12 protein-coding genes are annotated in these 20,115 nt (G+C 64.0%); 9 read left to right on the top strand and 3 right to left on the bottom strand.

The genetic code is table 11. The features are described from left to right. The coding region (locus SFHG_RS07140; RefSeq protein ID WP_081468997.1) for a DEAD/DEAH box helicase at positions 1-1,288 on the bottom strand (1,288 nt) is incomplete at its 3' end. Between the two features lie 401 nt (positions 1,289-1,689). Here SFHG_RS07140 and SFHG_RS07145 point away from each other — a divergent pair. From SFHG_RS07145 to SFHG_RS07175, 7 genes are all read left to right on the top strand, one after another. Further along, positions 1,690-2,355, top strand: coding sequence for a YveK family protein (locus SFHG_RS07145; RefSeq protein WP_042435693.1), 666 nt, complete (start codon positions 1,690-1,692; stop codon positions 2,353-2,355). 3 nt (positions 2,356-2,358) lie between these two features. Beyond that, the gene (locus SFHG_RS07150; protein WP_042435695.1) at positions 2,359-3,165 is read left to right on the top strand and encodes a CpsD/CapB family tyrosine-protein kinase; all 807 of its coding nucleotides are present in this window, start codon (positions 2,359-2,361) and stop codon (positions 3,163-3,165) included. Between the two features lie 5 nt (positions 3,166-3,170). Next, positions 3,171-3,815: a CpsB/CapC family capsule biosynthesis tyrosine phosphatase gene (locus SFHG_RS07155; RefSeq protein WP_042435696.1), complete on the top strand. Its 645-nt coding sequence runs from the start codon at positions 3,171-3,173 to the stop codon at positions 3,813-3,815. A gap of 83 nt (positions 3,816-3,898) precedes the next feature. Then, on the top strand, positions 3,899-4,942 hold the full coding sequence (locus SFHG_RS07160; RefSeq protein ID WP_042436180.1) for an aldo/keto reductase: 1,044 nt from the start codon (positions 3,899-3,901) through the stop codon (positions 4,940-4,942). Positions 4,943-5,080: 138 nt separating this feature from the next. Beyond that, positions 5,081-5,932: a trimeric intracellular cation channel family protein gene (locus SFHG_RS07165; protein ID WP_042435699.1), complete on the top strand. Its 852-nt coding sequence runs from the start codon at positions 5,081-5,083 to the stop codon at positions 5,930-5,932. Positions 5,933-6,046: 114 nt separating this feature from the next. Continuing rightward, the gene (gene rlmB / locus SFHG_RS07170) at positions 6,047-6,802 is read left to right on the top strand and encodes a 23S rRNA (guanosine(2251)-2'-O)-methyltransferase RlmB (protein WP_042435702.1); all 756 of its coding nucleotides are present in this window, start codon (positions 6,047-6,049) and stop codon (positions 6,800-6,802) included. Between the two features lie 111 nt (positions 6,803-6,913). Further along, on the top strand, positions 6,914-7,453 hold the full coding sequence (locus SFHG_RS07175) for an NYN domain-containing protein (RefSeq protein ID WP_042435704.1): 540 nt from the start codon (positions 6,914-6,916) through the stop codon (positions 7,451-7,453). Positions 7,454-7,626: 173 nt separating this feature from the next. Here the strand turns inward: SFHG_RS07175 and SFHG_RS07180 are convergent, their stop codons facing one another. Both SFHG_RS07180 and SFHG_RS07185 read right to left on the bottom strand, forming a co-directional pair. Next, complete coding sequence (locus tag SFHG_RS07180; protein WP_042435706.1) at positions 7,627-8,589, bottom strand: glycosyltransferase family 2 protein; 963 nt, start codon at positions 8,587-8,589, stop codon at positions 7,627-7,629. A gap of 199 nt (positions 8,590-8,788) precedes the next feature. Beyond that, a complete protein-coding gene (locus SFHG_RS07185; RefSeq protein ID WP_042435708.1) occupies positions 8,789-11,680 on the bottom strand; it encodes a YfhO family protein in 2,892 nt (963 codons plus the stop codon). Positions 11,681-12,137: 457 nt separating this feature from the next. Here SFHG_RS07185 and rpoB point away from each other — a divergent pair, with 457 nt between their 5' ends. After that, on the top strand, positions 12,138-15,692 hold the full coding sequence (rpoB, locus tag SFHG_RS07190) for a DNA-directed RNA polymerase subunit beta (protein ID WP_042435709.1): 3,555 nt from the start codon (positions 12,138-12,140) through the stop codon (positions 15,690-15,692). After that, entirely contained in the window at positions 15,693-20,105 is a 4,413-nt protein-coding gene (locus tag SFHG_RS07195; RefSeq protein ID WP_042435712.1) for a DNA-directed RNA polymerase subunit beta', read from the top strand. The last annotated feature ends 10 nt before the right edge of the window (positions 20,106-20,115 follow it).

Raw genomic sequence — 20,115 nt, forward strand, 5'->3', positions numbered from 1 at the left:
GACGGCGACGGCCCTCGCCGGCGTTGGGCCAGCGGCCCTCGCGCTCGGCGCGCTCGGCATGCTTCTCGCCGGTGCGGCGGGCGCCTGCCGGCTTGTTGCCGCCGCGGCGCGTGCCGCCCTTGCGCTCGCCGCGCTTGGGCTTCTCCAGCACGGACGGATCGGTCTCGTAGCCCTCGATGGTGGTGAAGGGGATGTCCTTGCCGATGAGCTTCTCGATCTCCTTGAGCGTCTTCATGGTCTCGCGCGTGACGAAGGAGATGGCGAAGCCCTCCTCGCCGGCACGGCCCGTGCGGCCGATGCGGTGCACGTAGTCCTCGGCCATGTCGGGCAGGTCGAAGTTGATGACGTAGTTCACCTCGGGCACGTCGATGCCGCGTGCCAGCACGTCGGTGGCCACCAGGATGTCGGTCTTGCCGCGGCGGAAGTTCTCCAGGGCGCGACGGCGGCGGCCCTGGGTCTTGTCGGAGTGGATGGACTCGGCGTGGAAACCGGCGGCCTCAAGCGCTTCGGCGCACTCCTCGGTGCGGTTCTTGGTGCGGGCGAACACGATGACGCGCTCGTGGCCCTTGTCGTTGAGCACCGCTTCCAGAAGCTCCTGCTTCTTGCGGTTGGCGATGGGCATGATGTACTGGGCCACGGTGGCAGCGGTCTCGCCGTTGCGGGCGATTTCGATGATGGCCGGGTCCTTCAGCAGGTTGCCCAGGTTCTTCTGGATGGAGCTGTCGATGGTCGCGGAAAACAGCAGCGTCTGGCGTTCGGCCGGCGTGTGCTCCACGATCTTGGTGACGTCGGGCAGGAAGCCCATGTCAAGCATGCGGTCGGCCTCGTCGAGCACGAGCACCTTGGTCTCGGACAGGTCGACCACGCCGCGGTCCATCAGGTCGTTCAGGCGGCCGGGAGTGGCGATGAGCACGTCGGTGCCGCCGCGCAGCTCGCGGATCTGCGGCCCGTAGGGCGTGCCGCCGTACACGGTGGTCACGAAGTGGCCGGTTTTGCGGGAGATCTGCATGCACGTGCGGCTGATCTGCTGAGCCAGCTCGCGCGTGGGGCTGACGACGCACACGCGCGGGGCGCGGCCGCGGCCCTTCATGCGCTCGAGCGTGGACAGTGTGGGCAGCAGGAACGCTGCGGTCTTGCCAGTGCCGGTGGAGGCGGCGGCGATGACGTCGCGGCCTTCCAGGATGTAGGGGATGGACTGCTCCTGAACGGGCGTGGGGGAGTCGTAGCCCATGCGCTCGACGGCGGCGAGGGCTGCCTCGGACAGGCCCAGTTCTGCAAATGCGGTCATGTAAGATCCGTTTCTCTTCGCGGAAGCAGCGCGCAGCAAACCAAGGCGTCCGGAAACGGGCGGCATCGGTTTCAGTCAAGCGCTTGCAACCTATGTACCAATTCATCGCACCCGCCCCAGGCGGCGTGCTTGCGCTTGACGCGAGCCGCTTTCTATATGCCTTGCGCGGTGCGTGGAAGAGCGCGCGAAAAGAAGATTAGAAAGAATTTCGTGAGAAGCAACCCGCTTATTATGATGGTGTTTTCACAAAAGGGAAGCGCTTGAGCCCGAAAAGACCGCGATTGTGCACGAATCTCCACGGCTTTCGGTCTTTTCTGCTGAAGTGGAGCAACTTTGTACCCGCCCCTCCATTGCAGGGTATAATGGTAAGGCTATTGCCCCGAGACTTGAGAGGTTTATTCATGACATTGCTCGAGCTGCTTCAGCTTATGCGCAAGCATCTGAAGCTCATGATCGTCCTGCCTATCGTGTGCGCGCTTGCGACCGCCGTGGTCTGCTTCGTCGCGCTGCCCAACACGTATACCGCTTCCACCAGCATGTACGTGCTTGCGAAGCAGTCTTCGGCGAACTCCGACAATGCTGCGAACTACTCCAACCTCAACGCCAGCCAGATGATGGCCAACGACGTGTCCACGCTGCTCAAGAGCGACCGCATCGAGGCCGACACCGCAAAGGACCTGCACCTCGAGTCGCTGAAGGGGTACTCCACCAAGGTCACCAGCGAGACCACCTCGCGCGTCATCACGCTTTCCGTCACCGGCACCGACCCGGATATCGCCGCCACCATCGCCAACGATATGGCCAGCAACGTCTCCAAGGTCGCGCAGCAGGTCATGGACGTTCAGTCGGTCAACGTCATCGACCAGGCCACGGCCCCCACGGCGCCCTCCGGCCCCAATCGTCCCATGTACATCGCCGTCGCGCTGCTCGCCGGCTTGTTCGTCGCCATCGCCATCGTCGTGGTGTCCGATATGCTCAACACGAAGGTGCGCAACGCCGACGAGATCGAAGACCTGCTGGGCCTGCCCGTCATCGGCCGCATGCCTGCTCTCAAGGGAGGTAAATAAGCTATGGCTCGCAAACCTAAAGGCGGCGACGATATGGAGATGCAGAACGCCGCGAAGACCCTGATGGCCAACATCCGCTTCATGAGCGTCGATAACCCCATCCGTTCCCTGGTGTTCACTAGCTCCATCCCCAACGAAGGCAAGTCCACGGTCACGTGCAACGTCGCCCGCGCCATCGCGTCCTCGGGCATGCGCGTGTGCCTGGTCGAGTGCGACATGCGCAATCGCACGCTGGCCGGCATGCTCGGCGTGCGCTCCACGGGCGGTCTGTACTCGGTGCTCTCCGATACCATGCCCATCCAGCAGGCCATCGTCTCCACCAACACCGAGAACATGTTCCTGCTCGATGCCGAGCCGCACATCCCTAATCCCGCCGACATCCTCGCCTCCAAGCGCTTCGCCGCGCTGGCCCATAAGCTTGAGCAGATGTTCGATTACGTCATCTTCGATACGCCGCCCGTCGGCATGTTCGTCGATGCCGCCGTGGTCTCCACCATCGTCGACGCCGCCGTGCTGGTGGTGCGCGAGAACTTCACGAAGCGCCAGGCCGTGCTGCAGGCCTACGACCAGTTGAAGAAGGCCGGCGGCAACGTGGTGGGCGTCGTCATGAACTACTGCAACGTCGAGAAGTCCGAGTACTACTACGCTTACTACAACCAGCAGGGCAAGCGCGAGAAGGGCTCCTCTTCCGCGGTGAAGGTCGATTCCCGCAACCTCGGTCCCAACGTCCCGCGCGGCGGCGGTAAGCATGGCGGTGCCGCGAACCCCGCTAACTACGGACGTCAGAACAACGGTGCTCGTAGAGGGTAGTCGACGTGCTTGACCTGCATTGCCATATCCTTCCCGGCGTTGACGACGGGGCAAGCTGCCTCGGCGAGAGCGTGCGCATGATCCATGCCGCGTACAAGGCCGGCATCACCGAGATCGTGTGCACGCCGCATTGCCGCGACCCGTACTTCGATTTCGATGCCATGTGGGATGCGTTCAACCAGCTGGCCCCGCGTTCGCCCATCCCCATGCGCATGGGCTTCGAGGTGAACATCCGCAAGCTGCGCGAGCTGGGAATGGACTGGGCGCCCTACCTGTGTTTCCAGGATTCCAAGACGCTGCTGCTCGAGCTTTCCACACACGCCACCAAACGCGATTTCGAGGAATACGAACGTGAGATCTACGAGCTGCAGGGCATGGGGCTCGATGTGATCATCGCCCATCCCGAGCGATACAAGGCCATCCAGGAGGATACCTCCATTGCGGAGCGCCTGATCAGCTGTGGGTGCGTGTTGCAGGCATCGTCCGACTTCATCCGCGGCGGGCGTATGGGCAAAGAGCGCAAACCTGCCCAGCGTTTGTTCGAAGCCGGTTTGTACACCTACATCGCTAGCGATGCCCACTGCGTCGAACACTACGAGGCGTTTTCCGAAGCGGTGTATAAATTCGGGCATATGTTGCGAACGGAATAGCCGACGAAGGAATAGAATAGTCCACAGGTATTTCGGCCTGCCCTCCCAACGGAGGGCGGGCCTTTTTCGACAGGGGGATGAGCATGCGCACCATTACGTTGGGGTCTACCGGTATCGTCACGCCGCAGAATGCGTTCGGGGCGCTGCCGATTCAACGCATCTCCGAACAGGACGCCGTGGCGCTGCTTCGCCGCGCGTTCGAGGGCGGCATGACGTTCTTCGACACGGCGCGCGCGTATTCCAACAGCGAGGAGCGCGTCGGCCTTGCATTCGAGGGCATGCGCGGTAAGGTCGCCATCGCCACTAAAACCCAGGCCCGCACGCCCGAGGCGTTTTGGGAAGATCTGGAAACGTCGCTGTGCCTTTTGCGCACCGACCATGTCGACCTATACCAGTTCCACTGCGTCGACCAGTGCTACAAGCCAGGCGACGGCACCGGCATGTACGAGTGCATGCTCAAGGCCAAGGAGCAGGGCAAGATTGCCCACATCGGCGTGACGGCGCACAAGCTCGAGGTTGCCTTCGAGTGCGTGGAAAGCGGCCTGTACGAAACGCTGCAGTACCCGCTCAGCTACCTTGCCTCCGACCGCGAGCTTGAGCTGGTTGCCCTGTGCGAGCAGCGCAACATCGGCTTTATCGCCATGAAAGGCCTGGCCGGCGGCCTGCTCGCTAACGCCCGCGCCTGCATGGCGTTCATGACCCAGTTCCCGGGCGTGCTGCCCATCTGGGGCGTGCAGCGCGAGGAAGAGCTCGATGAGTGGCTTGCGTTCATGACCGAAACGCCGCAGCTTGACGAAGGGATGCGCGCGTTCATCGCCTCCGAGCGCGCCGAGCTTGCCGGCGATTTCTGCCGCGGTTGCGGCTACTGCATGCCGTGCCCGCAGGAGATCGTCATCAACCAGTGCGCTCGTATGTCGCTCATGATCCGCCGCGCGCCGTCGAAGGGGTGGCTTGGCGAAGAGTGGCAGCAGCGCATGAACGCCATCGAGGACTGCACCGAGTGCTACGCCTGCACTGTTCGCTGCCCTTACGAGCTGGATATTCCCCAGCTTCTGAAGAAGAACCTGGCCGACTACCGTGCCGTTCTGGCTGGCAACGTGGATGTGAAGGGCACAGGGGAGGAATAGCCTCAGGACAAGCTCGCCGCAACATGTCATCCCTGGTAATTTGGCTTCTTATGTGGTTACATAATCGCTAGCAAGCGAAGCGGGCGCGCCCCTTTGGCGCGCCCGCTTTCACGTTCGGCGGGCTGAATAGGGGTTCACATGGAAGCTTGGCTGCAGGGGATCTTCGCCGACACGCCGGTGCTCACGGTGCCGTGGAGCATCGACTATTTCAGCGTCATCGCCGGCGTGCTCACCGGCGCGCTGTTCGCGTGCGACCGCAAGCTCGACATCATTGGCACGGTGGTGTGCGGGTTGATCACGGGTTACGGCGGCGGCGTGCTGCGCGACACGCTCATGCAGGGCACGGGCGTGTATTTCACCTCGCATCCCGACCTTATCGTCACCTGCATCCTCATCTGCGCGTTCGTGTTCTACTTCCGCGGCATATTCAAGCATCTCGAGGCAACGGTATTCCTGGCCGATGCGCTGTCGGTGGGCCTGTTCGCGCTGGCCGGCGCTTCGAAGGCGGTTGCTTTCGAGCAGGGTATGGTGCTGTCGGTCATCATGGGCGGCATCACGGCGGTCGGCGGCGGCGCCATCCGCGACATCTGCGTCGGCGAGGTGCCCGGCGTGTTCCAGCGCAGCAACTACTATGCCGTCGCGGGGCTTGGCGGCGCGGCGGTGTACGTGGTGCTGGCGCGCTTCGGATGTCCCTTGGCGCTCGCGGGCATCGCATGCGTGCTCGCCGTGGTGGCGCTGCGTTATTGGAGCGTGTACTTCGATTGGCGCACAACCTCCGAAGCCGACCTGACGCCGCGCATCGCCCGCGGCATGCATCGCGTGGGCGAAGTGCTGTCGGGGCTTTTCCTGCATGGCGGCGACTCCGAGCGGCATCAGCGGCACGCCGGCGCGCGCATCGCCCGCGGCGCCAGCCGTGATGACGAAGCGCGCAAGGGCTCATCGGGCGGCAGCGATGCCGCGAACAGCGATTGGCCCGCCAACATGCGTTAAGCGGTGCATGGGGGTCTTGCGGCGATTGGCGCTGTGGGAAGCCTGGGCGCGCGGCGGCTGGTACAATAGCGCAATCGATCTACGTTATCTTGCAGAACCGAAAGGCCCCATCACATGGCTGATTACATTGAAGGCAAGCGCCCCGTCATCGAGGCGTTCCGTACCGGCGTGCCCATGCGCCGTATTCTTATGGGCGATTACATGAAACGCGATCCCATGATCGAGGACATCATGCGCAAGGCCAAGCGCAACGGCGTGAAGGTCATCCAGGTGCCTCGCGACGAGCTTGACCAGAAGTCTGCTCGCGGTAGCCATCAGGGCGTCATGGCTGAGGCCGCGCCGTTCAACTACGTGGGCATCGGCCAGGTGGTCGACGCTGCCAACAGCTACGCCGAGGAGCACGACGGCCGCGCGCTCGTGGTCCTGTGCGACCACCTCACCGACGCGGGCAACCTGGGCGCCATCAGCCGCTCTTGCGAGGCTGTGGGCGCATCGGGCCTGATCATCCCCAACAAGCGCAGCGCACGCGTCGAGGCTTCCACGTACAAAAGCTCCGCGGGCGCCATCACGCACGTGCCCGTGGCGCAGGTGTCCAACATCGTGCAGAGCATCCACCGCTTGCAAGAGGAGGGCTTCTGGGTGTGCGCCGCAACCGAGCACACCGACGACCTGGTGTGGAATGCGAACCTGAAGGGCAAGATCGCCATCGTCTTGGGCAACGAGCACGACGGCGTGTCCCGCCTGGTGCTCGAGCACTGCGACATGTACGCCAAGCTGCCGCTGGAAGGCGAAGTGGCCAGCCTGAACGTGGCGCAGGCCGCCACCGCCGTCATGTACGAGTGGCTGCGCCAGAACATCCACACCGCCTAGCAGCAACCGCACCCGTCCGTGAACAGGGGGACGGAGGCGTTCAATCGCCCTCGCTGGTTTCAGCGGGCCTGCGGCGATTATTTTTGTATCGTATGAAAGGAGGGATGCGTGATGGCAAAGCAGCGTAAGAAGATCCTGCTGGTGGACGGCTACAACGTGTTGCGCTCTGGGTCGCGTTACCAAGAGGCGTTCGCGCATCCCGACTATACCGATGATGCGTTCAACACGGCGCGCGAGCGTCTGATCAACGACGTCATCAACTTCGCCGGCCGCGAATACAAGGCCGTCATCGTGTTCGACGGCGGCGACAACCAGTTCTCCACCGGCGAGGTGGAGACTATCGGCGGCGTGCGCATCATGTTTAGCCCCGCCGGCACTTCGGCCGACAAAGTCATTGAGAAGCTGGCCCACGACGCGCGCGTGCGCAACGTCGAAACCATGGTGGTCACGTCCGACGCCACCATCCAGGACACCGTGTTCGGCGGCGGCATCGACCGCATGTCGGCCAACGGGTTCTCGCGCGAGGTGGGCATGTACTACGAGGACGTGCATCTCGACGAAACGCCGAAAGTTGCGCTCAAGCGCACGCTCGGTGACCGGATTAAACCGGACGTCCTGGAAAAGCTCAAAGCCATGCGCGACGGCGCCTAACGGCTTCCCCAGCAAGCTGACCAGGGAGTTCGCGAAACAAAGGGCCTTGCCCGAACCGCGCTCGAATCAGGGGCAAAGTTCAGGCAAGGCCCTTTGTTTTTTGGGCATATGACTCCGGGCGGCGCGCGAACTGTCCACCCGGGCAAAGCAAGCGCCCCTTTTGGGGCGCTTCGCTATTCCTTCGTGCTGTCCAGGTGCTCTTTTGCCAGGTAGATGGGGCGGCGCTTGTTCTCGATGTAGTCGCGGCCCAGGTATTCGCCGATCACTCCTAGCACAGCAAGCTGCAGGCCGCCGAACAGCAGGATCAGGCATGCCAGCGTGGGGTAGCCCGGGGCGTTCGTTCCGTACAGCAGGTACTCGGCCAGCACTGACAGCAGGTATATCACCGCCGCGACGGCGCAGATGCTGCCCAGCCATACCGCGATCTTGAGCGGCCAGGTGGTGAACCCGAAGATGCCCGTGGCGGCGTAGCGGAACAGCTTCCTGAACGACCACTTGCTGGTGCCGGCGGCGCGCTGCTCGGCCTCGTAGGGAATCTCAAGCGTGTTGAAGCCGATCCAGGCGAACAGGCCCTTGCTGAAGCGCTCGCGCTCGGGGAGCGCGAGCAGCGCGTCGCGCACGGGGCGGCGGAATACGCGGAAATCGCTGACGTTTGCAGGGATGGAGATGTCGTCGGCCATGCCGTTGAACGTGCGGTAGAACGCGCGCTTGAACAGCTTCAGCACGAAGCCCTCCTTGCGGTCGACCTGGCATGCGGCCACGCAGTCGACGTCAGCGTTCTCCATGAGCAGGCGGTACATGCGCAGCGCGTCGTGGGGCGTTTGCTGCATGTCGGCATCGATGAGGCAGATATTATTGCCGCGCGCCGCCTGCATGCCTGCGTACAGCGCCGATTCCTTGCCGAAGTTGCGTGAGAAGTCGATGGCCTGTACGGCGTGCTTCCCACGTGCGGACTCCACCACGCGCCGCAAAAGCTGCGCGGTGCCGTCCTGGCTGCCGTCGTTCACGAACACGATCTCGATGCCCACGCCTGCTTGCTCGAAGCACTCGGTGGCCGTTTTGTAGAACAGCGGGATGTTGTCCCCCTCGTTGTAGCAGGGGACCACCAGCGTCAGGTCGTACAGGGCGTCGCTCATGTGTTCGTTCCAATCTAGCTTTGCCGCCGCGCTCCCCGCCGGGCGCGGCGCTTCCTTGCGAAGTGGGCGTGCGGTAGCGCCTTAGGGCGAATCGACGCGGCCGAGCGTGGTTCGCTGCAGTGCGATGAGCCGCCTTGCAGCCGCCGTTGCGGCTTCTGGGCCATCACCGTGCAAGCATACCTGGCCGATCATCGTTCGATTATTCGCCATCTTGCAACATGCTACGCCTGCGCGCTGCTATGCGCCATACGGCGAACAGCGTAACGGACGCAATGCCCACAACCGCCCCCGGGACAAGCCCGGGCGTGAGGTAGCGCAGCTCGACGACATTGTCACCGGTTTGCACCGGTATGCCCATCAGCCCGTCATAGGCCGCCTGCACTTCGACCGGCTTGCCGTTGACCGTGGCGGTCCAGCCGTCCTCGTAGGGCTGACTAATCACAAGCGTCTCATCTTGGGCGGCGTTGAACGTGGCCGCAATCCGTCCGTTCTCGTATGCCGTGAGCGCAAAACCGGCGGAATCGATGCGCGAAAGCTGGTTTTGCAGACTGCCCACGTCAAGCACCTGGGCCTTGACCGCCTCTTCGGCGCTTGGCTGGTACAGCGCTTCATCCACGGTGGTCGTGGAGCCGTCGTCGTGGTACGCCACCTGCGCCGTGTTGGCGGGCGTGAGCTTTACGTTAACCGTTTGACCTGCGGAAACGGTGCCGGCGTACACGATGTTGCAGGACCCACGCCGCCCGATGGTTTGCACGTTGGTCCCGTCAACGCTCAAGCTGCAGGCGATGCCGCCCTCGTAATAGATGTCGTCCAGATACAGGGTGGGGAAGAACAGCAGCAGCGGCCCGTCGGTTTGCGCCGTGATGGCGAACTGCCTGCTGACATCGTCGGCGCTTGCGCTCGCGCTCCCGTCAGCAGCTGCGTTTGTGCCGGCGGTCTCAGTCTCGTCCGCATCGCGCACGTCCGGGGCGGTGAACAGGCCCTCGGCGGCGTTTCCGTCAAGCCCGGCTGCGTCGGCGAGCATGGCGGCCTGGTTTGCGAAGGGGTCGTCGCTCCAGCTCACCTGAGCGGTTCCCGTGGTGCCCCAGCCAAGCGGCAGCGCAAGCTCGTTGCGCCAGGGGCGCCAGCTGCCTCGCGGCACTGCAGAGCCGTCGGCCTGCGCGGCCGCCGGCTGCCCGTCGTCGATGATATTGGTGACGCCGAGCAGCGCATCGGCCACGGTGTTCGGGCTCATATAGTAGGTGCCGAATGGCGTGACCTTGCTGTAGCCCAGGTTGCGCAGCAGCTCCTGGATGCGCGATTCCTGCGTGGAGGAGTAGTGGTCGAAGGTGCTGTACGCCAGCATAAGCGCCATGTTGTCCGAGCCGTTGTCCTTGCCGCCGCCCTTCCTGCCATTGCTCCAGTAGGCGCTGGTGTTGCCCACGCGTACGAAGCCGTCCTGCCCCGCGCTGAGCGTGGAGTACGTGTCCTCAAGGCTGGTCAGGTCTTCGGCATAGCCGCTGACGGTGTGGATACATTTCCTCAGTTGCGCTTGCGCGTCGAAGGCTTGCTCGCCTACGAACGCCGCCACCAGAAGCGCGCACAGCGCGTAAGTCGCGGCTTTGGGCGCATCGGTGCGCTTGGCGGGGGGGACGAGCGCCCGCTGATCGCCCTTGGCAGCCTTTCCGACAAGCGCCAAAGCGGCTATCAGCACGGTGAAGCTCGCAAGCAAGATGCACTCCAGGAGAACAAGCTCGTCTTTCTGCGGCAACGCATGCTTGACGAACCGCAGAAACGCCGCGGAAACGGCAAAGGCAGCTAGCACGATACCGCCGCCGACGGCAGCGCGCACGCCCGCGGTTCGCGCAGGCAGGCGGCGCAGCGCAAGCAGGCTTTCGGCTGCCAGCATGACCAGCACCAGCAGAATCGCGAACCCGTTGCGGTTGGTGTACGAGCTTTCGGGCACGAAACCGGCCCAAATGGTGGTAAGCGGCGGCAGGACAAGGCTTGCGAGCATGAAGCCGGCGAGCACGCCGCCCGCCACGCGATCACGCCCGGCGATGGCCTTGTTGGCGAAGAACGTGCCCGCGCCCACAAGGGCGAACGCTGATATCACCACAGCCGGTCGGTTGGCCTGCGTGGTGATGCCGGGCGTGGTGCCGATGCCGAACAGATCGGGCACGGCGAGCGGGTTGCGGGCCAGGCCCGTTTCGAACGCAAGTGAGGCCAGTCCCGCGTGCGCGCCCTTGCCGCCCAAAAGCGACAGCGCTGTGGGCAGCAGCACCGGTATCCCGGCGCCAACGGCAAGGGCCATGACGGCGGCGAAGCGTCCGCAGGTTCGCAGGCGTCGCCCGCGCAGCTCGGTGCGGCGCGCCAGCTCGTACAGGAAGTACAGCACGCACAGCAGGCACACCATATATCCCGTGTACCAGTTAAACCAGATGGCGCCCGCCGCCGCGGCGAACAGACCGGCGCATGCGTGGCGCTGCATAAGGCGCCACACGCCCAGCAGCGCGCACGGCGCCATGATCACGCCGTCAAGCCACATGATGTTGCTTGCATAGCCCAAAACGTAAGAAGAAAGCGCATAGGCGCAGGAAAGCAGCACCAGCGCCCCTTGGCTCGTCGTCGGCGCCGCCGCGGCCAGGGCGCGCGCCTCACGCCAGGTGGCCGCCTCGGGGGCCAGAAAGCGCCCGCGCAGAAAGCCCAGGCACGCCGCCGCGCAGGCGGGTATCTTCAGCAACGTCAGCCACGAGAGCAGCTGCGGCACGGTTTCGGGCGTGAAAAACCACGCTAGCGTATTGAAGGGGCTCGACAGATAATAGGTGAAAAGGCTGAACATGCCGCCACCAAGGCCGGCGGCGTTGCTGTACAGCAGGTTACCTTCCCCATGCATCACCTGGATGAGCCATCCGAAGTAATCGGCGTATTGCACCGGCATGTCGTGCATCATCACCGACACGTCGCCGAACGGGTAGATGCCCAGCAGCGCGAACGTGGCAACCAGTATGCCGAACGGGATGGCAAAGGCGGAGGCGTAGCATATGGCAGGCGACGCCCACGCACGGAGCGCGGGACGTCGGGCCTTGTCGGTGTTGCAGGCGATGTCCATAGAAGGAAAGGGTCCTTTCGGGTAGCGGCCCTTCGTGGGGCCGCAGTCGATATTACTTGGAGTCAAGTCGGGGAACAACCCCAAGCGGGCGGATACCACATAAGGCAAAGTGTGAGCAGCGCTTGGCTGCTGCTTGTGGGAATCGCCCTTGCCTTCGCGCCCCTCGTGGCTCCCCGTCGGCGAAGGCATCGCCGCGACCGCGGCGGGACGCACGCCGCCGCCTGATGCTGCAATATAACGCTTTCCCACGCGCTAGGGCTCCCATGCCGTCCGCCGTGCTAAAATGCTTTCCGCACGAGAAAAGTCATATCTGCGTTTCCCCAGGTGAAGCGGCGAAAACCAACAAATTTCCACAGCTCGTGAAAAAATTCCTTGACGGACTTGACATTTCGCCGTATTCTAGCAAATTGCAACTTTTTCGCAGTTTTGCGGATGCACCTGAAGGAGGAAAAGCCTCGTGGCCCAAGACAAAAATGCTGGTCAGACAGTACTTTATCGCAATCGCCGCTCGTTTGCGAAGATTCCTGACGTCATGGACGTGCCCAACCTCATCGCCATTCAAACGGATAGTTTCAAATGGTTCATGAGCGAGGGTCTCGACCAGGCGTTCCAGGACATCGCTCCGATCGAGAACAATACGAAGGACATGTGCGTCGAGTTCGGCGACCATCGCTTCGGCGACCCGAAGTACACCGTCGACGAGTGCAAGGAAAAGGACGTCAGCTATCAGGCGCCCCTGTACGTCGAGATCCGTTACATCAACCGTGAGACGGGCGAGATCAAGGAGCAGGAGGTGTTCATGGGCGACTTCCCGCTCATGACCAACCGCGGCACCTTCATCATCAACGGCACCGAGCGCGTCGTGGTGTCCCAGCTCGTGCGTTCCCCGGGCGTGTACTTCGGCTCCGAGCGCGACAAGGCATCCGACAAAACGCTGTATAACGCAAAGGTCATCCCCAGCCGCGGTGCATGGCTGGAGTTCGAGACCGACAAGCGCGACATCCTGTCCGTGCGCATCGACCGCAAGCGCAAGCAGCCTGCTACGCTGCTCGTCCGCGCCCTCGGCCTGGCCGAGACCCGCGAGGAGATCATCGACCTGCTCGGCAGCGACGAGATGGTCCTGCGCACCCTCGACCGCGACCCCGCCACCACCAAGGAGGAGTCGCTCATCGAGCTGTACAAGCGCTTCCGTCCCGGCGAGCCGCCCACCATCGACTCCGCCCGTACGCTGCTCGAGGGCCTGTTCTTCAACCCGCAGCGCTACGACCTGGCGAAAGTGGGCCGTTACAAGATCAATAAGAAGCTCGGCTTCGATCAGGAGGAGTCTACCTGCTCCACGCTGACCGAGGAAGACATCACCAAGACCATGCAGTACATCATCGGCCTGCATGCCGGTGCCGAGGGCGTCAAGGTCGACGACATCGACCACTTCGGCAACCGCCGCATCCGCACGGTCGGCGAGCTGATCCAGAACCAGTTCCGCATCGGCCTGTCCCGTATGGAGCGCGTGGTGCGCGAGCGCATGAGCATGCAGGAGCCCGACGAGATCACCCCGCAGTCGCTCGTGAACATCCGCCCGATCGTGGCGGCCATCAAGGAGTTCTTCGGCTCCTCCCAGCTGTCTCAGTTCATGGACCAGGCCAACCTTGCCGCAGGCATCACGCACAAGCGCCGTCTGTCCGCACTGGGCCCGGGCGGCCTGTCCCGTGAGCGTGCAGGCTTCGAGGTCCGCGACGTCCACAACTCCCACTACGGCCGCATGTGCCCCATCGAGACGCCTGAAGGCCCGAACATCGGCCTTATCGGCTCGCTGGCAACCTTCGGCCGCATCAACCCCTACGGCTTCATCGAGACCCCGTACCGTCGCGTGGTCGACGGCAAGGTGACCGACGACATCGACTACCTGACGGCAGACGAGGAAGAGAACCACACGATCGCCCAGGCCAATGAGAAGTTCAACCTGGAGACCCGTGAGTTCGGCACCACCGACGAGAACGGCAACTTCGTGAAGGCCGCTCGCGTTCTCTGCCGTACCAAGGACGCCGACGGCGTGTTCGGCGAGCCTGGCGAGGTGCTGCCCGAGCAGGTCGACTACATGGACGTTTCCCCGCGTCAGATGACGTCGGTCGCAACGTCGCTCATCCCGTTCCTCGAGCACGACGACGCAAACCGCGCCCTCATGGGCTCGAACATGCAGCGTCAGGCTGTGCCGCTGCTCAAGCCGCACGCCCCGCTTGTAGGCACCGGCATGGAGCACCGCATCGCGGTCGACTCCGGCGAGATCCTCATCGCGCAGAACCCCGGCGTGGTCGACTACGTTGACGGCCAGACCATCATCGTGCTCAACAACGACGGCGAGTACGACGAGTATCTGGTTCCGAAGTTCCAGCGTTCCAACCAGTCCGGCTGCATGAACCATCGCCCCATCGTCCGCAAGGGCGACGAGGTGGCGGCCGGCGACGTGCTGGCAGACGGCCCGTCCTGCGACGGCGGCGAGCTGGCGCTGGGCCAGAACCTCATGGTCGCGTACATGCCCTGGGAAGGCTACAACTACGAGGACGCCATCATCGTGTCCGAGCGCGTGGTGTCCGAGGACCTGCTGACCTCCATCCACATCAGCGAGTACGAGCTTGACGCCCGTGACACGAAGCTGGGCCCGGAGGAGATCACCCGCGAGATCCCGAACATCTCCGACGACATGATCGGCGACCTGGACGCCGACGGCATCATCCGCGTGGGCGCCGAGGTGTTCCCGGGCGATGTCCTGGTGGGCAAGGTCACCCCGAAGGGCGAGACCGAGCTGACCGCCGAGGAGCGCCTGCTGCGCGCCATCTTCGGCGAGAAGGCCCGCGAGGTCCGCGACACTTCCCTGAAGGTGCCGCACGGCTCTGGCGGCCGCGTCATCGACATCCACCGCTTCAGCCGCGCCGCCGGCGACGAGCTGGCGCCCGGCGTCAACGAGCTCGTCCGCATCTACGTGGCTCAGAAGCGTAAGGTCCAGCAGGGCGACAAGCTCTCCGGCCGTCACGGCAACAAGGGCGTCATCTCTCGCGTGCTGCCGGTCGAGGACATGCCGTACCTGGCCGATGGCACGCCCATCGACGTCATGTTGAACCCCCTGGGCGTTCCGTCCCGTATGAACGTCGGCCAGCTGCTTGAGAACCACCTGGGCTGGGCCGCGAAGTGGGGCTGGAACGACGACCCGAACTCCGACGAGCCCGTCGAGGGCCCGCAGTTCGTGGCAACCCCGGTATTCGACGGCGCCACCGAGGAGGAGATCTCCGACGCCATCGACGCCGCCAACCGTAACCTCATCAACTGGAACCATAAGAAGTACGGCGACCTGGCGCGCGACGAGTTCGTCCCGCAGCTGTCCCGCACGGGCAAGGCATGGCTGTACGACGGCCGCACGGGCGAGAAGTTCCGCGAGCCCATCACCGTCGGCCAGACCTACATCCTGAAGCTGGGCCATATGGTCGACGACAAGATCCACGCCCGCTCGACCGGCCCTTACAGCCTGATCACGCAGCAGCCCCTGGGCGGCAAGGCGCAGTTCGGCGGCCAACGCTTCGGCGAGATGGAGGTGTGGGCCCTGTACGCGTATGGCGCGTCCAACGTGCTGCAGGAGATCCTGACCGTGAAGTCCGACGACACGTCGGGCCGCGTGAAGTCCTACGAGGCCATCGTCAAGGGCGAGAACACGCCGGCTCCCGAGGTGCCCGAGTCCTTCAAGGTTCTGGTGAAGGAAATGAAGTCGCTGTGCCTCAACGTCGAGCTCGAGGGACACGACCATCAGACCATCGACGTCACCCATGACCCCGATCTGGACGACGTGAAGCGCGACAACGCCGATACGGCCCTGTACAACGCCATCGCCGACGATGCGCGCAAGACCGAGGCCGAGGAAGCCGGCGCTCTCGACGACATCGCCGCAGAGCTGGGCGAGCTGATGGCTGATACCAAGCAAGAAGAAGACGACAACGACCTGATCGGCAAGGAGGACGAGCGATAAATGACGACGGAATTCGACGTTAACAATTTCGACGCCCTGCGCATCTCCCTGGCTTCCGCCGAGGATATCCGCAGCTGGTCGCGTGGCGAGGTGAAGAAGCCCGAGACCATCAACTACCGCACGCTCAAGCCGGAGAAGGACGGCCTGTTCTGCGAGAAGATCTTCGGTCCCACCAAGGACTGGGAGTGCGCCTGCGGCAAGTACAAGCGCGTGCGTTTCAAGGGCATCGTGTGCGAGCGCTGCGGCGTCGAGGTGACGCGCAGCAAGGTTCGCCGCGAGCGCATGGGCCACATCGAGCTGGCGGCCCCCGTCAGCCACATCTGGTACTTCAAGGGCTCCCCGTCCCGTCTGGGCTACCTGCTCGACATCCCGCCGAAGGAGCTGGAGAAGGTCCTGTACTTCGCAAGCTCCATCATCACCTCCGTCGACAAGGAGGCGCGCGACGAGGACGTCGAGGATCTGCGCGATGAGCTGGCCGCCGATCTGGAAGAGCTGGACGTCGAGCGCGATCGCCTGATCGAGCAGACCCGCAAGCTGTCGGTGGACTATGTCCCCGAGGACGACGACTTCGTCGACGACATCGACGAGGACGAGCGCCTCACGCCTGAAGAGGTGGAAGAGGAGATCGCCGACATCTATGAGGAGTTCAACGAGCGCAAGGCCCTGCGTCAGGACGCCTTCGACCTGTTCATGAAGATCGAGCCGAAGCAGCTGGTCCCCGACGAGTCCCTGTACCGCGAGATGCGCGCCAACTACCGTGACTACTTCACCGGTGGCATGGGCGCCGAGTCCGTGCGCGACCTGCTGGACGCCATGGATCTCGAGGCCACGGCCGAGGAGCTGCGCGACGTCATCGCCAACGGCAAGGGCCAGAAGCGCGCCAAGGCCATCAAGCGCCTGAAGGTGGTCGACGCGTTCCTGAAGTCCACCAACAAGCCCTCCGATATGATCCTGGACGTCGTCCCGGTCATCCCGCCCGACCTGCGCCCCATGGTGCAGCTCGACGGCGGCCGCTTCGCCACGTCCGACCTGAACGATCTGTATCGTCGCGTCATCAACCGCAATAACCGCTTGAAGCGCCTGCTTGACCTCGGTGCCCCCGAGATCATCGTGAACAACGAGAAGCGCATGCTGCAGGAGGCTGTGGACAGCCTGTTCGACAACGGCCGTCGCGGCCGTCCCGTCACGGGCCCGGGCAACCGTCCGCTGAAGTCGCTGTCCGACATGCTCAAGGGCAAGCAGGGCCGCTTCCGTCAGAACCTGCTCGGCAAGCGCGTCGACTACTCCGGCCGTTCGGTAATCGTCGTCGGCCCGTCGCTGAAGCTGCACCAGTGCGGCCTGCCTCAGCAGATGGCCCTGGAGCTGTTCAAGCCCTTCGTCATGAAGCGCCTGGTCGAGCTCGAGTACGCTGCCAACATCAAGGCCGCCAAGCGCGCCGTCGATCGTTGCGCCAGCTACGTGTGGGACGTGCTGGAAGAGGTCATCGTGGACCATCCGGTCCTGCTCAACCGCGCACCAACCCTGCACCGTCTGGGCATCCAGGCCTTCGAGCCGGTTCTCGTCGAGGGCAAGGCCATCAAGCTGCATCCGCTGGCCTGCACCGCATTCAACGCCGACTTCGACGGCGACCAGATGGCCGTGCATGTGCCGCTCGGCGCCGAGGCCCAGGCCGAGGCCCGCGTGCTCATGCTGTCCGCGAACAACATCAAATCCCCGGCTCATGGCCGCCCGCTGACCGTGCCCACCCAGGACATGATCATCGGCTCCTACTACCTGACGGCAGCCCGCGACGGCTTCCCGGGCGAGGGCCGCGCGTTCATCGACTTCGCCGATGCCCGCAACGCCTATGACGCTCGCGCCGACGTGGACCTGCAGGCCAAGATCGAGGTGCGCCTGAGCAAGGACACCCGCGTGGCCAACGCGTTCGGCAAGTACGAGGACATGAAGGCCGGTCAGCGCATCAAGACCACCATCGGCCGCATCATCTTCAACGACTCCTTCCCGGAGGACTATCCCTTCTTGAACTACCAGATGAACAAGAAGGAGATCGGTCGTCTGGTCGAGGACGTCACGAACCGTTATCCGCTGGCCGACGTGCCGGAGATCCTGGACGGCTTGAAGGCCACGGGTTACCACTACGCAACCCGCGCCGGCATCACCGTGTCCGTCTACGACGCCACCGTGCCGCCGACGAAGGCCGACATCCTGGCCGCTGCCGACGATAAGGTCGCAGCCATCGACGAGGACTACGAGATGGGCCTGATGAGCCCCGAGGAGCGTCACAAGCAGGTCGTCGACATCTGGACGGATGCCAACGAAGAGGTCGGCGAGGCCATGGCTGCCAACTTCGACAGCTTCAACCCCATCTTCATGATGGCCGACTCCGGCGCTCGAGGTAACATCAAGCAGATCCGCCAGCTGGCCGGCATGCGCGGCCTGATGGCAGACACCAAGGGCGGCACCATCGACATTCCGGTTAAGTCGAACTTCCGCGAGGGCCTGTCGGTGTTGGAGTACTTCGTCTCCACGCACGGCACTCGTAAGGGTATGGCCGATACCGCTCTGCGTACCGCCGACTCCGGTTACCTGACCCGTCGTCTGGTCGACGTCGCGCAGGACGTCATCGTGCACGAGATCGACTGCGGCACGAACATTGGCGTTCCGTACCCGCTGCACAACGAGAAGGGCGAGCTGGACGAGAACCTGATCGGCCGCTGCCTGCTCGAGGACGTCAAGGGCACCGACGGCTCCGTGGTCATGGAGGGCGACAACTACATCACCTCCATCGATCAGCTTGCCGCCATGGAGGCCGCGGGCGTCGAGGAAGTCACCATCCGCACGGTCATGACCTGCCATGCCGAGCATGGCGTGTGCCAGAAGTGCTACGGTTGGGACCTTGCCACGGGCCGTCCGGTCAACATCGGCACCGCCGTCGGCATCATCGCCGCACAGTCCATCGGCGAGCCCGGCACGCAGCTGACCATGCGTACGTTCCACGCCGGCGGCGTTGCAGGCGAGGACATCACGCACGGCCTGCCGCGCGTCCAGGAGCTGTTCGAGGCCCGCAAGCCTAAGGGCCAGGCAGTGCTGGCGGAGATCTCCGGCACGCTGCAGATCAGCTCCGACAAGAACACGAAGACGCTGACCATTCACGACCAGGAAGGCAACTTCCGCGAGTACGTGGTGTCGGCCCGCGCCACCATGCTCCCGGGCGTGGAGGATGGCTGCCAGGTCCGCATCGGCCAGCAGCTCACCAAGGGTTCCGTGAACCCGCACGACCTGCTGCGCCTGACCGACCCGAACACCACGCTGCGCTACATCGTGGCCCAGGTTCAGGACGTGTACGTGTCCCAGGGCGTTGACATCAACGACAAGCACATCGAGGTCATCGCGCGCCAGATGCTGCGCAAGGTGGCCGTGCTCGATGCCGGCGACTCCGACTTCCTGCCGGGCCGCCAGGTCAACCGCTTCGAGTTCGAGAACGTTGCCAACGAGCTCATCGCCGAGGGTAAGAACCCGCCGGTGGGCCAGCCGCTGCTGCTGGGCATCACGAAGGCTTCCTTGGCCACCGATTCGTTCCTGTCCGCCGCATCGTTCCAGGAGACCACGAAGGTGCTCACCGACGCCGCCATCGAGGGCAAGGTCGACCACCTGGTGGGTCTGAAGGAGAACGTCATCATCGGCAAGCCGATTCCGGCTGGCACGGGCCTGAAGCGCTACCGCGACGTCGGCCTGACCTACAAGGGCAAGCCCACCGCTCCGGTCGAGGGCGATATGCTGCCCGATTACGCTCCGGACGACCTGCGCCAGATCGAGGACCTGCTGCCCCAGCCCCAGGATTGGTCGCTGGATGGCGAGGGCTACCTCAACATGGGCGGCAACTACGGCAGCTACTACAGCGGCCTGTCCCTGGGTCATCGCGGCCCGCAGCTGTCCGATGAGGACTCGCGCCTGTACATCTACGACGATCTGGGCGTGTCGCAGCGCTGGGCGAACAAGTTCAGCGAGGCGGGCATCGAGACCGTGGCCGACCTGGTTGGCCACACCGAGGACGACCTGCTGCGCATCGAGGGCATCGGCGCGAAGGCCATCGAGGAGCTCAAAGAAGGCCTCGAGCAGCACAACCTGCTGCATGTGATCGAGGACGACCTGAGCGCATCCTCCGATGACATGAGCCAGCTGCTCGACATGGTGTTCAGCCCGGATGACACCATCCTCATCGGCGGCGATGAGCCGGCCACCTTCAACACCGAAGGCGAGGACATGCTGGGCGAGGCGCTGCCGCCGCGCAGCTATCACCGCAACCTCGAGGAGCTTGACGAGCTTCTGGGCAACGGTGCATTGGGCTTCGGCCTGACCAGTCGTAAGGACGAGGAAGAGTCCAACGAGGCTCAGGCTAACGGCGAGGAATAACGCCAGCTGA

The organism is Senegalimassilia anaerobia JC110 (genome assembly GCF_000236865.1).
In the GTDB taxonomy this organism is placed as follows: Bacteria; Actinomycetota; Coriobacteriia; order Coriobacteriales; family Eggerthellaceae; genus Senegalimassilia; species Senegalimassilia anaerobia.

What these genes read in the sequence shown, in the direction of transcription:
- SFHG_RS07145 (WP_042435693.1), top strand. Translation starts at nt 1,690, where the DNA reads ATGACATTGCTCGAGCTGCTTCAGCTTATGCGCAAGCATCTGAAGCTC.
- SFHG_RS07150 (WP_042435695.1), top strand. Translation starts at nt 2,359, where the DNA reads ATGGCTCGCAAACCTAAAGGCGGCGACGATATGGAGATGCAGAACGCC.
- SFHG_RS07160 (WP_042436180.1), top strand. Translation starts at nt 3,899, where the DNA reads ATGCGCACCATTACGTTGGGGTCTACCGGTATCGTCACGCCGCAGAAT.
- SFHG_RS07165 (WP_042435699.1), top strand. Translation starts at nt 5,081, where the DNA reads ATGGAAGCTTGGCTGCAGGGGATCTTCGCCGACACGCCGGTGCTCACG.
- rlmB (WP_042435702.1), top strand. Translation starts at nt 6,047, where the DNA reads ATGGCTGATTACATTGAAGGCAAGCGCCCCGTCATCGAGGCGTTCCGT.
- SFHG_RS07175 (WP_042435704.1), top strand. Translation starts at nt 6,914, where the DNA reads ATGGCAAAGCAGCGTAAGAAGATCCTGCTGGTGGACGGCTACAACGTG.
- SFHG_RS07180 (WP_042435706.1), bottom strand. Translation starts at nt 8,589, where the DNA reads ATGAGCGACGCCCTGTACGACCTGACGCTGGTGGTCCCCTGCTACAAC.
- SFHG_RS07185 (WP_042435708.1), bottom strand. Translation starts at nt 11,680, where the DNA reads ATGGACATCGCCTGCAACACCGACAAGGCCCGACGTCCCGCGCTCCGT.
- SFHG_RS07195 (WP_042435712.1), top strand. Translation starts at nt 15,693, where the DNA reads ATGACGACGGAATTCGACGTTAACAATTTCGACGCCCTGCGCATCTCC.